A 13,331-nucleotide genomic window follows, 5' to 3' on the forward strand; every position below is an offset into this window, starting at 1 on the left:
GGCAGGCCGCGAGCACCCCACGGAAAGCCTCGGGCCCGCCTCCTGCCCATGGGCGGAGGCGGGCCCGTGGGGCGGGCGCTCGGTACGGGCGCGCTCAGGCGTCGATGCGCGAGCGGTCGAGTGTGGCGGCGGAGCTGGTGATGAACTCCTTGCGGGGCGCCACCTCGTTGCCCATCAGCAGGTCGAAGACCTTCTCGGAGGACTCCAGATCGCTGATGTTGATCCGGCGCAGCGTGCGGTACCGCGGGTCCATGGTGGTCTCCGCGAGCTGGTCCGCGTCCATCTCACCGAGGCCCTTGTAGCGCTGGATCGAGTCCTTGTAGCGCACGCCCTTGCGCTCGAACTCGAGGAGCGTGGCCCGCAGTTCGTTGTCCGAGTACGTGTAGACGTACTTGTCCTGGCCCTTCTTCGGCTGGACCAGCTCGATCCGGTGCAGCGGCGGCACGGCGGCGAAGACCCGGCCGGCCTCCACCATCGGCCGCATGTACCGCTGGAAGAGCGTGAGCAGCAGGATGCGGATGTGCGCGCCGTCCACATCGGCGTCGACGAGCAGGATGATCTTGCCGTAGCGCGCGGCGTCGATGTCGAAGGTCCGCCCGGACCCGGCTCCTATGACCTGGATGATCGCGCCGCACTCGGCGTTCTTCAGCATGTCCGAGACGGACGCCTTCTGAACGTTGAGGATCTTGCCGCGGATCGGAAGGAGCGCCTGGAACTCGGAGTTGCGCGCCAGCTTGGCCGTGCCGAGCGCCGAGTCGCCCTCGACGATGAACAGTTCGCTGCGGTCCACGTCGTCGCTGCGGCAGTCGGCGAGCTTCGCGGGCAGCGAGGAGGACTCCAGGGCGGTCTTCCGGCGCTGCGCCTCCTTGTGCTGACGGGCGGCGATACGCGTACGCGCGGCGGCGACGGCCTTCTCCAGGACGGCCCGCGCCTGCGCCTTGGCGTCCCGCTTGGTGGACGTCAGGAAGGTCTTGAGCTCCTTGGCGACGACGTTGGCCACGATCCGGTTGGCCGCCGAGGTGCCGAGGACCTCCTTGGTCTGGCCCTCGAACTGCGGCTCGGCGAGCCGCACGGTGACGACCGCGGTGAGGCCTTCGAGGGCGTCGTCCTTGACGATGTCGTCCTCGGCGACGCGCAGCAGCTTCTGTGTGCGCAGGACTTCGTTGACCGTCTTCGTCACGGAGCGTTCGAAGCCGGTGACGTGGGTGCCGCCCTTGGGCGTCGCGATGATGTTCACGAACGACTTGATCGTCGCGTCGTAGCCCGTGCCCCAGCGCAGCGCGATGTCCACGCCGAGCTCGCGGGTGACCTCGGTGGGCGTCATGTGCCCGCGGTCGTCGAGAACCGGCACGGTCTCCTTGAACGTGCCCTCGCCGGACAGACGCACCACGTCGCAGATCGGCTTGTCCGTGGCGAGGAACTCGCAGAACTCGCTGATGCCGCCGTCGAAACGGAAGGTCTCCTCGCTCTTGCCGATCCCGTCGAGGTCACGCTCGTCGCGCACCACGATGGTCAGGCCCGGCACCAGGAACGCGGTCTGGCGGGCGCGCTGGTGCAGGTTCTCCAGAGAGAGCTTGGCGTCCTTCAGAAAGATCTGACGGTCCGCCCAGTAGCGCACACGCGTGCCCGTACGCCCCTTGGGGACGCGCTTGCCCTTGGTCAGGCCGCGGCCCGCCTCGAAGTCTGCCTCCGGGCCCTCGCCGGTGAACTTGCCGGGGACGCCACGGCGGAAGCTGATCGAATGCACGGTGCTGCGGTCGACCTCGACGTCGAGCCGGGCCGAGAGCGCGTTCACCACCGAGGCGCCCACGCCATGCAGACCGCCGGAGGCCGCGTACGAGCCGCCGCCGAACTTGCCGCCGGCGTGCAGCTTGGTCATGACGACCTCGACACCGGAGAGGCCGGTCTTGGGCTCGACGTCCACGGGGATGCCGCGGCCGTTGTCCTGCACCTCCACCGAACCGTCCTCGTGGAGGATCACCTCGATGTGGTCGCAGTGCCCGCCCAGGGCCTCGTCCACGGAGTTGTCGATGATCTCCCAGAGGCAGTGCATCAGACCGCGGCTGTCGGTCGATCCGATGTACATGCCCGGACGCTTGCGTACCGCTTCGAGCCCCTCGAGGACGAGCAGGTGCCGCGCGGTGTAGTTGGAACCGTCCCGGTCTGCCCCGGAAAGCAGCTCTGTGGACGACACGGACGTCTCGGCGGTCACGCGTTTCGCTCCTCGCTGAATTTCTGTTGGGACCCCCTGGAGAGAGGGTCGGCATCGGTCGCCGCTCAGAGGGTACCGAGGCCTGGTAGAGCCGATGTAACGCCACCCTCGACTGGAACCAACCCTAGTCCAGGGTCGTAAGGATGTTCGATCCCTCGATGGGGTGATGCTCACATCACGTTCCCAAGCAGGCATGAACCATTTAGGCTCCGGGCACGTCCTCATGAACAACCGGCCGCACCTTGGGTCGGGGAGGACAGAGCTGGACCACAACTGAAGACGGCAAGCAAGACTCTGCAAACCCACGCGAAAACCGTAGAAGACGTAATACGGCACATTCGCCGCCAACCGGCAGCAGTCAGCCGCCTCGGAAGAAAATTTCGAGGAAAAGCCGTGAGCGGGAACGTTTTCGGCCTGGTTGGATGTTGACCCTGGTACGACAGCTCGTCGAGCTAGAGAAGAGGCGACGTGACTACTGTTCTGACCCCCGCGAGCCCCCTGACGGCCGCTGATCGCTGCGACCGCTGCGGCGCCCAGGCATACCTGCGCGTCGTCCTGTTGAGCGGCGGTGAACTGCTCTTCTGCGCCCACCACGGTCGCAAGTTCGAGCCGGAACTCAAGAAGATCGCCGCTGAGATACAGGACGAGACGGAGCGGCTGACGGCCGCCCCGGCAAGCGCCAACGACGAGGAACGCTGACACTTCGCATCACGACGAGCCAGCACCGGCCCAGGGCCGGCACTGCGGGCGGCCACCCCGACGGGGGTGACCGCCCGCTCTCGTACATCCCGCAACACCGCCCCCAACTACCCAGCGCAGCGTCCCGACTACCGTGCGGAGCGCTGCAACCCTGGCTGCTGGGCGGCTAGTTCGGCTGGGGCGCGATGGGCGTCTCCGCCGGAAGCTGCTCCGTCGCGGGGTGCTGCTCCGCCACCGAGGGCTGCTCCGGCGCCACCGGAGGCTCCTCCGTCGTCTGCGCCTGCGACGCCAGCGGCAGCACATCGGAGATCCGCGTGTAGACACCGGGGTTGCCCGCCTGACCGCAGCCGCTCCCCCACGACACCAGGCCGATCAGCCGCCCACGCGCCACCAACGGCCCGCCGCTGTCGCCCTGACAGGCGTCCCGACCGCCGGCCGGCTCCCCCGCGCACAGCATGGAGTCGGCCATGTACTTTCCGTCGGCGCTGCCGGGGTAGGCCTGCTCGCAGACGCTGTCGGCCAACACCTTTACGCGCGCGGCACGCAGCGTACGCGCGTAGTCACCGTCGCCGGTCGTGTCGCCCCAGCCGTACACCGAGGCCTCCGTTCCGGGTTGGTATGCGGCGTCGCCCGCGTCCGCCATGGAGACCACGGACGCCTCGGGCAGGGGCTTGGCGAGGGTGAGGACCGCGACGTCTCCGGCGTTGGTGAGGTTGTCGTACTCCTCGTTCACCCGCACTCGACTCACGGTGACTTCGCTTCCGGTGTCGGTCCGCAGATCGCCGCGCCCCGCGACGACCTTCAGGTCGGGCACGCGGCTGGGCGGGACCCCGAGCACGTCCTCGCTCATGCAGTGCGCGGCCGTGAGCACGGTGCTCGGGCCCACCACAGCGCCGCCGCAGAACTGCCCCGACCGCGTACCTCCGAACCGGTCACGGCTCGCGACGGCCACCACCCACGGATGCTCGGCGACCTGGACCGGCCGGCCTCCGACCACCACTCCGTCGGCAACCGCCGGAGCAGGCGCGGTCAGGGGCAGCACAACTGCCGCCGCCAGCGGGACGAGTAAGCCCGACAGCGCTCTGACGAAGGGACCACGACGCATGCGTTCTCCTGACGCTGAGTTGCATTGACTCGCTCAGCGTCGACCACTGACGCGCGCTCCGCACCCGCGCATCGGTGCACGGAGAGGGCGTGCGCGCGCGAAGAAGGGCCCGGACTCCTCACGGAATCCGGGCCCTTGCCTCGTACGGACTGTCTGCGACCTAGTCGAGGTAGTCGCGCAGTATGGACGTGTGAGCGCTGTGCTCGATCGGCATCAATGCAGGTCGGCAGGAAGCGCAGGCCACGAAATATCTTGGCTTGAGATGAGTGGTGATCTCCATGGGACATCTCGAAGATCCGGGCACCTGGGTTGCCTCCGACGACGCCGACCGTTTCGTGGTCGACGCACAGTGGGAGTGTCAGGATCGCAACGACGAGCGCTCCGACTCGTCGGGCTGGGTCCTCATGGAAGCACCGGAGATCCTGGTAGCAAGGGAGGCCGGGGGGTCAGTCGATTCGTACTCTCCGGAGGAAGCCCGGAAGCTCGCCGAGCGGCTCCTGGAAGCGGCCGACGAGGGTGAGCGGCGCTGGGCGGCGGCGGTCTCCGCGCTCGACCACCCGAACTGGCTCACGCCGCTCACCAGCCAGTGATCTTGAGAGCCCCGGAGTCGCATCGGCGGACGACTCCGGGGCTCTGTCGTGCGTGGTCACGCCCTGTCGTGCGCGCCACTGGCATGGGAGCGGATCTCCGAGGCGTGCCGTGCCGCGATCCTGATGTCGCCCTTCTCCCTCGCTTCGGTCATCTGGTTGTGGTTGGCCGCGCACACCCCGCAGAGAGGCACTGGGACGCAATCGAGCAGCCAGGCCTCGAACCCGATCGGAAGCTCGATGACGGGCTCGGGGGTGGTCTTGTGCTTCGTGGTAGCCATCGGGGTCTCCCAGCTCTCTGCGGGCCTGTGAACGCGACCGTAGAAAGCGGGAGTTGGGGATGGCGGGAAGTATTCTCGAATATTCTCCCGCCGTGCCCCGGGATGCCTCGACATTCGCCTGCGATCACGGACACCCTTGTCTGGCCAGGGCTTCCACAAGCGGCACGAGGGGTGACTGCATGGCACGCAGGCTGCGTTTCAACGGGACGGGCAGCGGGGGTACGGGGTGCCCGTCCGTCCATGAGGACATCGACAGCGGAGAGGTGATCGTCCACGGTCCGCCGCTCACCGACCCCGAGGACATCGCCCAGCTCCAACACCTGTCGGAGGGCGAGACGGCCGTCGTCGTACCGCGCGAGGTGCTGGCCGACTGGACGCCCAAGGACAAGACCCGCAAGGCGAAGATCATCAGCCTGGACCAGTTCGAGGAGCTGTTCCGGGTCTTCCAGCACACCGCGTGGCGACTGGAGACACGCCGTCGCTATGCCAGCGACGAACAGACGGACACCTACCGGCAGTTCACCGCGGCCGGCACTGTCGACTGGGACCCGAATGATCCGTACTGCGAACTGATCCGTTCTCAGATCGCCCAGGGCAAGCGGGTGGAACGGGTACGGATCGTCGACAGCCCGCCGACCACCGGTCAGCTCTACCTGCTCAACAACGCCGAGCGGAACGCCTCGCTCGGGGAGGACATCCGCATCCTCACGCGCGCGGAAGCCGACCGACGCCTGATCTCCAACGGCCATCGCGACTGGTGGCTGTTCGACAGCCGGGTCGTGGCCGCCCTGCGGTTCGATGACGACGACCAGCTCGTGGACGTGGAGCTGATCACCGAGCCGGCTGAGGTGGTCCGCTGCAACGTGACCCGCGACACGGCATGGCATCACGCCGTCCCCTACCGGGAGTTCGCGGCAGGGCTGGGCGAGTAGGCAGGCAGATCGGGTACCGGTGAGCACGGACTATCAGAAGGCACGCGCAGAGCTGGGGCGCAGGCTCCGCGAGCTGCGCGAGGAGAGCCCTCACGGACGGCTCACTGGTACCCGGCTGGCCGCGCAGTTGGGCTGGCCACAGTCGAAGATCAGCAAGCTGGAGAACGGCAAGCAGACCCCGACGGCCGACGACATCCGCGCCTGGGCGGACGCCACCGGGCAGCCCGATGTATTCCAGGAACTGCACGGCCGGTTGAAGGGCTTCGAAAGCCACATCCGCTCATGGCGGCGGCAACTCGCAGGCGGACATCGACCCGTGCAGGAGACCTGGAACGCGCTGGTCGACGGCTCCAACACCCTGACCGTGTGGGAGAACAACGCGGTCAACGGCCTGCTCCAAACCGCCGAGTACGCCCGGCACGTCTTCGAGGGATACGCGTCACTCCAGAACTCGCCACGGGACGCGGACGACGCTGTCCGGGCCCGCATCATGCGGCAGGAATGGCTATACCAGCGGGGCAAGCGGCTGAACCTGCTGATGTGGGAGGGCGCGCTGCGGGCCCAGGTCTGCCCACGCCCCGTCATGGCAGCCCAGTTGGACCGACTCCTGGGCGTCATCGGCATGGACACCGTCCACCTCGGGATCGTCCCGCAGACCGGCTCCCTACAACTCCCACCCGGAAATCCCTTCTGGATCTTCGATGACCGGCTGGTCATCGCCGAGGACTGGCACGCCGAACTGTGGCTGGACGACGCGGACACCATCGCGCTGTACCAGCGCGTCTGGGAGACCTTCAGCCGCTCGGCCGTGTACGGCACAGACGCCCAACAGGTCATCCACGAGGCGCGCCAGAAACTCGGCACGCCCTGAGCTACAGCGTCGGTGAAGACCTCCAGCCAGCCGTCCTCCGCTGGCGGGCCCTGCGAGGCGGAACTCGACGTGCCGGGCAGGGCATTGAGGGCACATCGTGGCCCCATGACCGAGAACCGACCGGCAGTGAGCTGTGCCGAATCCTCGAAAGCGTCAACGAGCGCCCGCTGTCCGAATACATCGCAAACAAAGAGAAGGGATGGACAGAGGAAAGGACATTGAGGAACGAACATCGAGAATGGGCACTCTACATTCTCAGCGAGCTTGATTTGAGCATCCAGGAAATTCGTCAAGGCGATGGGAATCCCGTCCTCGACATTCACTTGAGCGCCCGCCTGCATTCCCGGCAACGGCGAAATCCTTCCGGAAGACTCCCCTTTCCACCCAGGCAAGGCCTCCCGCATCCCGCGCAAGGAACGACGCCGGTTTCCCGAGGAGGCATACCGTTGGCGCGAGCATTGGCGTACCAGTCGCGGTAGATCCTGGCACGCCGGGCCCGCACACATTCAAGCTCCCGGCAGTATTTCTGCCCCTTCCGCCCATCGAAAGACTTTCGACACTCGGCGCATTGCATCATGACACCCTCCGCATCTAGCCAATGTGCGATATTCGCATGAATATACGGTGCACTTGACCTGGGATTTTGCTCCATGGGCGAATATAGGGAGAGAAGCGATTCACAGGGGCGGGGTCAACCAGGCTACGCATAATGGCCGCACACCCACCCCCCTAGACCCTGCATATCCATGCACTGTTTATGCAGGCCTGGGGTGCGGATACTTTTCCCGCGCGAGACTGGATTGCAGGGGGCACCGATTTCACCTTGTTGCAGTTCTTCCGGTACCGGCACCTTAGCTTTCGAAATTCGGCAACACCTGCGACACCGAAAAGGGATTCCTTGGCTGCGCATGGGACACCGGTCCTGGCGCAAGCGCAATGGGACTTCGGGGTGACTCGGGAATTCAGAGCAATTGGCGATTACATCTCTTGTGAAATGCTCCTTTTCCGCAAGTCTCGCCGTTTCCGCGACACCTTGCCATTTCCCTTTGGTCTCCTGCTTACCTTCGAGCTATTCGCTGGCTGAGGTTTCGAACTTCTTTGTGGTTGCTGTCTCACACAAGGTCAGGTGTGGGAGCGAGGGGCACAGGCAGCGGGGGGACACGGCACACACCGGGGCACCGGGGGCCCACCGCCCTGGCGGGTACGGGTGGTGGGGTGGCTCAGGCTGCCGCACGTCGGCAGGCGTCCAGCTCGGCCAGGCAACCGCTGTCGTCACAGCGTCACTTCGGCTTCGAGCTGCCTGTGTGTGGTGTTTGGTTGAGCCCGGATACAGGGCCGCGAAATGGTCGCGGTCCATGCACGCGTAGCCCAGTTTCAGTTCCGCTTGAGTAACGCCACAGTTTCCATGGCGGTTCGACAATCTGTGGGTCATACGGAAGCCGGGGGCCCTTTGAAGGGAGCCCCCGGCTGTGCGGGGCGTTACCCAATTACGGCGCCAGGTCGACGATCCGGAACGCGGCCGGACGCTGTACAGCGAAGCCGAACCTTCCCTCTGCCCTGAGTTTGATTTGATTGGTCTCGAACAGGGCCCCGGAGCCGTCGGCGTCGATCGTCGTGTCCTGGCGTACCACGAGCCGGCACTGGGACCAGTCGGCCAGAAGTGCCGTACCGGCGGGGACACTTGTCGAGACGACCTTGGGGATGTTCCCGAAGATGTTCGCGTACGCCGTCGAGTCCACCAGGTATTCGCCGTCGGCCGTGGTGAGGAGATCGAGCCCCTCGGCGTCGGCCGGGTTGAGCACCCATGCCGTGGGGGCCTCGTGGGCGCTCTCCATCGCCGTGCGGGCCTTCCGGAGTGTGATCGGCACGGAGGTGAGGAACGCGGTCGTCCCGACCCCCGCAGTGTTGAGGATGCCGACGACGTTCTCAGACGCCACGGCGCCGCTGACGATGTCGGCTTCCAGCTTGTCGAGGACGCCCCGCGACATCTCCGACTCCAGGAACCCGGAAAGGTCCTTGTGGTCCGCGAAGAGTCGGAGCGGGGTCGGCTCGGACAGGTGCGCATACACCCTCACCCGGTCCTGTACCGAGGTCACGGTGTAGATCGACGTGGGCTTGGTTGCGCTGTCCGCTACGGCGACGGCGTTGTCCGTGCGGACGGTCTGGCGCAGGAACTCGAATTCGTTGCCGGGGATCTGCTGCCGGTCAACGATGAGGTCGAGCAGCCGGGCCGGGTTGGTCGGCATGGCGAACAGGCCCGTGCGGACCATCGTGGGGGCGTCCACGGCCCCGGAGGTAAGTGCCTTGACGCCGTGCTGCTCGGCGGCCTTGGTGAGCGTCTGGGCGGCCTCCTGCGCCCACTGGCGGGCTCCCTGGCCGATGCTGGGGGCCGATCCCTTGATGCCGCCCAGATGGAAGCTCTCCCTCTCGTAGGACCGTGCGCCGTCGCCGGACGACATGTGGCCGCCGGTGTTCTCAGCGGCCTGGCCTACGGCCTTGAGTTCGACGAATCGGGCGTTGAGCTGCTTGATCTTCGCGAGCTTCTCGGCGTTGGTGCCGGTGATGCTCCGGATCTTGGCGACATCGTGGCCGCCGTCCTCGGTGCGGGCCTCATCGAGCAGGGCCGCGAGTTCTTCCTGAACGGCTCGCAGTGCGGGGAAATCCATGACCGTTGTCCTTTTCTGGAGTGCGTGTGTTGGTTCGCATTCCGAGGACCGCCCAGTCATCGGCTGCGGCGATAGCCGCCCAGCTACCGGGGGTTGAGGGTGTGGGGGTCTCGTGGGCCCTTGGCCGTCCAGCCGGGGCAGGCTGGGGGCCGTCGTGGTCGCGACGGCCCCCAGCCTCACCATGAAGCGTTCCCAGCGCTCGAATTTGATAATACCGATTAGAGCGAGAGAACGGAATAGGGCGGGTCACATTCCAGCGAGGGCGAATTCGCGGGCATAGGTGTCCCAGAGCCTCCATTCAGGCTGCCCTATTCCTTTGAGCCTTCGGGATTCGTGCGTGAATTGCTCTGACAGGGGCTTCTCCCACGCCGGAGAGATGTAGACGTCACTGCCAGCCTCCTTGCGGGCTTTCAAGACCTGTCGCCAATTCTTGACGTACGCATCCACGCCTCGCGTGAAACGCGCCCAGTCGTCTTGTGTGAGCTGGTACCGCTTGAAGGCCGCGAGGACGAGTTCACCGGGGGCGGGTGCAGGAGGAAAGTCGGGGATCGTGGTCATGGCGGTTCCTTTCGGGTTGGGGCGTCCAGCTTGAGGGCACCCAGAGGGGTGGTCTTGGAACGTTGGCAGTTGGAACAACGGCGTCCAGCCCTGCTATCGCAGGTCTGTCTGCCAGGTCGGTTTAACTGCCAGGGGAGATCTTTGCCTCGGGCGAGCGCCAACAGCGACCACGCGGCGGATGCCAGGCGGGCTTCAGGGAGCCCTGAAGCCCAACCCCGGCCCCATTACCCTCGGCCACCCCCATTCACCCCGCAGACGGGCGCACAGGGCCGTGGAGAGGGGTTTTCGCGGAATCGCTCAGTACGCATTGGGGCGACCTCACCCTCGGCGGCGGTTCGGGCAGGCCGGAGCGTGGGAGCCGACGAGTTCGTACTCGTGGCACCAGTTGCACTCCTCGGGCCTGGCTGTCGCCGGGTCCTCGAAGTCCGGCAGAGCGGCGGCAGCACTGGGCGGGTCGGCGTCCAGTTGGGCGACCAGCTCGGCGAGATCTATCTCCTCGCTCATGAGTCTTCCTTTCGATCCATCCACCCTCGTGTGCGGGCTCCGATAGCCCCCACGGGTGGGCGCGGTCCGCGTAGGGCCCACCCCGTAGGGGGACCAGGTGGGCCACCCCGTCTGACCTGCGGTTTTGTCGAAAGTGGACCAGAAAAGTGGTCCACTTTAAGATCAACAGGCATCTGACCTGCGGTTTTCTGTGGTGGACCACCTCTTGGACCAGGTGGACCACCCCTTGGTCGGCTAGTAACTACCCTTGAAACAAAGGGCAGTTGAGGTGGTCCACGTCCCTGACCTGGGCTTTTGTCACCCAGAGTGGGGGAACTTGTCCCATTCGGTGCGGTGTTCTTCGATGGCCCTGTGGATGCGCGTTTTGGGTGCTCCGATGGCTTTCTCAAGATCCCGCTCTGATGGGCGCGAGAGCTTCCCGTCGCACTCCTTCGCGATGCGCGCCCACAGTTCATCGCGTGGACCTGAGCCGATTGACCACGGCCACTTCCCGCCCCTGTTGAGCATGCTCGGAAAGTCGCGCTGGTCGCGCATGCCTCGCCAGTGGCTGACGACGCCGTGTTCATCGATGTGGATACCGAACTCGGGCCATCGCATCCACCCCGACCATCCTGCTGGCCGTATTGGGCGTTTGCCGCCGTTGGATGCGTGCGGTGAGTGTGCTTCGAGTAGCACGGCGCATCCGTGTTCGGTGCGGATACTGTCGAGTTTCAGTGCTACCGGCCGGGCTTGCTCTTCGCTGTTCGGGTCTCCGGCAATCATCTTGTACAGGGGCCCCACGATGAGCACATCCGGTTTGTGCTTGGCCACTTCATCATTGAGGATGTCGCCGCCGTCGCTGTTGAAGTCGAGTCCTTGCGGCCGGTTCACTCGCTTCATGTTGGGTCCGATCCACCGCTCGCCGGCTGCCAGCCTCAACTTCCGCATCTCCCTTCGGAAATGTGACTCGCTGTTCTCCAAGTCGTAGAACAGCACCTTCACCGGGGAAACTTGGTCGCCTGCGAAGGGATGCATGCCGCATGCGATCCGTACTCCTATCTGACGGAGCAGCGTTGACTTTCCCTTGCCCTCGGGGCCGGTGAGCATGAGCCGGTCTCCACGCTCCAACAGCCCCGGCACGAGCCAGTCGTACTCGGGGTCCTGGGAATCCAGGAAGCTGTCCATGTCGGCCGGGTTGGGGAACAGTTCGTCCCTACAGGCCGCGCAGACCCAGAAGGACTCGACCGGATGCCAGGCCAGGTCAGCGACGGGCGGGGCTAGCGCTTCCTTGTAGAGAACACAGAGAGAACACCATTGCCGGGGCACCCGGTTCGCCCACCTGGCGCGATTCCTGGCGTACTCACGGTTCCATTCCTCGTCGGAGTCCGGCAGTGCCTGAAGGGACTGGTCGTAATCCCAGGCAAGCTCTGCCAGCTCGGCAGGGAAGGGCTGCGGTACATTGGCGTTGTTGTGGTCATTACGGGACGCCTCGGTCTGGTCCGCCGGGGCGTCTTTCTTTGTGTCTTGCATCAGTCCATCGGTCACTTCCTGCGGGTCTCAGGGGATGGGGTCACCCGTCCTCGTCGCCGTCTGCGGGCCTTTCCCTGCCGAGCCGCAGCAGTGCTGCCAGGCGGCGGAGTTGGGCGTCTGAGAGGTCGCCTATGGCTTCTGCGAGGGGGTTCGGCGCTTCACCGCCGGTCATGGTGTGCTCGGGAACGCGGCGCTATGGGGCGCGAGTTGAGCCACCGTTCGACTTCTGACGGACGGAAGCGGACTCCGCCGCCTGCCTTCACGTAGGCCGGGCCGGTGCCCAGCGAGTTCCACTCGTAGATCGTCTTGACGGAGACGTTCAGCGCGTCTGCCAGCTCCTGAACCGTGATCATCTTTTCCATCGGAAGGGTCTTCCTATCCTGTCCGGTACCTTCCGGATCTCTAGGGACAAGGAAGACATAGGGCCGCGACAAGACAGCCCGCTCTGGGGGCGTTCAGGTAGATCACGTGGGTCGCCTGCGGACTAAACGCCCTGGTCAGCCGGGCTGTGCGTGAAGTTCGTGGAAGTCGGTGTCGTGCTTGAAGAGATTGACCGACCTAAAGAACGCCCTGGTCAGCGGGTCTGCCCGTGGAAATGCTTGCCAGTGCAGATGATCAGACCCTTGGGGTGTGGGCAAGGTCCAGGAAGTCCTGGACCTCGCCAATGTTGAGGTTGAACAGGCGGTTCACAAGGGGCGGGTTCAACCAGATCGATCATCCCCATCGCGCGGCTGCGACGACTCCCTCGGGGTGCAGCCTCTCGGGCTGGAAGGGGTTGCCCCGGCGTTGGCCACGGTCCACGGCCCTTTCGAGCACGGCCACGACGACACGACAGGCCAGACCGCATCCCCCGCCTCCTGCCCGGCTCAGCCCTTCGTCCCGCAGCACCTGGACGGCCCAGTACAGCGCGGGATGATCCGGGGCCTTTCGCCAGGCCCCTCTTCCATGCTCACGCCGCTTCACCACCCCGGCGGGCAGCGGCCCTGGCAGCACGAGCTTTGGAGCTGGCCAGGGCTAGCCGCTTGAAGTGCGCTTTACGCGCGTGTTCGGCGCGGCGCAGGCGCTCATCCGCTGTGAGAACGCCATCGGGGTCGACCTCGCGCTCGAATCGTTCGAGGAAGGCCCGGCGGGCGGGCTCGGTGTGGGCGGAAGGATCATTGCAATTGGCCCACAGGGTGTGGGCGGCGATTTGTGCACGCATACGGTGCTGCTCGGGCGTCATCGCAGGACTACTCCAGGCGTGAAGTGTTCCTGCGGCGGCAGTGGCACTATGCCCCGCACCGGCCCTCGCGCGGGCTGCGATCGTGCGCCAGAGACCCGTCCCCCGTCGTAGCTCCGGGGTTACCGCTCTTCCGTGGCGGACTGGACGGCCTCCAGTTCGGCCTCGCCGTCACTAAAGCGGCCCCG

General features: G+C 65.8%; 13 protein-coding genes. 4 read left to right on the forward strand and 9 right to left on the reverse strand.

All coding sequences use genetic code 11. The annotated features are described in order from the left end of the window. Nucleotides 1-94: 94 nt before the first annotated feature. Complete coding sequence (locus QIS96_RS01335) at nt 95-2,212, reverse strand: DNA gyrase/topoisomerase IV subunit B (protein ID WP_282540432.1); 2,118 nt, start codon at nt 2,210-2,212, stop codon at nt 95-97. A 468-nt stretch (nt 2,213-2,680) separates the two neighbouring features. Between QIS96_RS01335 and QIS96_RS01340 the strand changes: the two genes are divergently transcribed. Then, entirely contained in the window at nt 2,681-2,911 is a 231-nt protein-coding gene (locus QIS96_RS01340; protein WP_119102293.1) for a DUF7455 domain-containing protein, read from the forward strand. A gap of 166 nt (nt 2,912-3,077) precedes the next feature. Here the strand turns inward: QIS96_RS01340 and QIS96_RS01345 are convergent, their stop codons facing one another. After that, nucleotides 3,078-4,016, reverse strand: coding sequence for a S1 family peptidase (locus QIS96_RS01345; protein WP_282540433.1), 939 nt, complete (start codon nt 4,014-4,016; stop codon nt 3,078-3,080). A 278-nt stretch (nt 4,017-4,294) separates the two neighbouring features. On the opposite strand from QIS96_RS01345, the gene QIS96_RS01350 reads away from it, so the two are divergent. Next, nucleotides 4,295-4,606 (forward strand): hypothetical protein, encoded by a 312-nt coding sequence (locus tag QIS96_RS01350; protein WP_282540434.1) that lies wholly within the window; start codon nt 4,295-4,297, stop codon nt 4,604-4,606. 56 nt (nt 4,607-4,662) lie between these two features. Here QIS96_RS01350 and QIS96_RS01355 read toward each other — a convergent pair whose 3' ends face one another. Beyond that, a complete protein-coding gene (locus QIS96_RS01355) occupies nt 4,663-4,884 on the reverse strand; it encodes a hypothetical protein (protein ID WP_282512159.1) in 222 nt (73 codons plus the stop codon). 179 nt (nt 4,885-5,063) lie between these two features. Between QIS96_RS01355 and QIS96_RS01360 the strand changes: the two genes are divergently transcribed. Beyond that, the gene (locus QIS96_RS01360) at nt 5,064-5,816 is read left to right on the forward strand and encodes a DUF6879 family protein (protein ID WP_282540435.1); all 753 of its coding nucleotides are present in this window, start codon (nt 5,064-5,066) and stop codon (nt 5,814-5,816) included. A 19-nt stretch (nt 5,817-5,835) separates the two neighbouring features. Continuing rightward, nucleotides 5,836-6,687: a helix-turn-helix domain-containing protein gene (locus QIS96_RS01365; RefSeq protein ID WP_282540436.1), complete on the forward strand. Its 852-nt coding sequence runs from the start codon at nt 5,836-5,838 to the stop codon at nt 6,685-6,687. Between the two features lie 1,487 nt (nt 6,688-8,174). Here the strand turns inward: QIS96_RS01365 and QIS96_RS01370 are convergent. The 6 genes from QIS96_RS01370 to QIS96_RS01395 form a co-directional block, all read right to left on the reverse strand. Then, nucleotides 8,175-9,353: a phage major capsid protein gene (locus tag QIS96_RS01370; protein WP_282540437.1), complete on the reverse strand. Its 1,179-nt coding sequence runs from the start codon at nt 9,351-9,353 to the stop codon at nt 8,175-8,177. A gap of 246 nt (nt 9,354-9,599) precedes the next feature. Then, a complete protein-coding gene (locus QIS96_RS01375) occupies nt 9,600-9,911 on the reverse strand; it encodes a hypothetical protein (RefSeq protein WP_282540438.1) in 312 nt (103 codons plus the stop codon). Nucleotides 9,912-10,229: 318 nt separating this feature from the next. Further along, complete coding sequence (locus QIS96_RS01380; protein WP_282512171.1) at nt 10,230-10,415, reverse strand: hypothetical protein; 186 nt, start codon at nt 10,413-10,415, stop codon at nt 10,230-10,232. Nucleotides 10,416-10,712: 297 nt separating this feature from the next. Then, a complete protein-coding gene (locus QIS96_RS01385; protein ID WP_282540439.1) occupies nt 10,713-11,939 on the reverse strand; it encodes an AAA family ATPase in 1,227 nt (408 codons plus the stop codon). A gap of 143 nt (nt 11,940-12,082) precedes the next feature. Then, nucleotides 12,083-12,286: a helix-turn-helix transcriptional regulator gene (locus tag QIS96_RS01390; protein ID WP_282540440.1), complete on the reverse strand. Its 204-nt coding sequence runs from the start codon at nt 12,284-12,286 to the stop codon at nt 12,083-12,085. 587 nt (nt 12,287-12,873) lie between these two features. Continuing rightward, nucleotides 12,874-13,146, reverse strand: a complete 273-nt coding sequence (locus QIS96_RS01395; RefSeq protein WP_282540441.1) for a hypothetical protein — start codon at nt 13,144-13,146, stop codon at nt 12,874-12,876. Between the last annotated feature and the right edge of the window lie 185 nt (nt 13,147-13,331).

The sequence above is a fragment of the Streptomyces cavernicola genome (assembly GCF_029968035.1).
In the GTDB taxonomy this organism is placed as follows: Bacteria; Actinomycetota; Actinomycetes; order Streptomycetales; family Streptomycetaceae; genus Streptomyces; species Streptomyces cavernicola.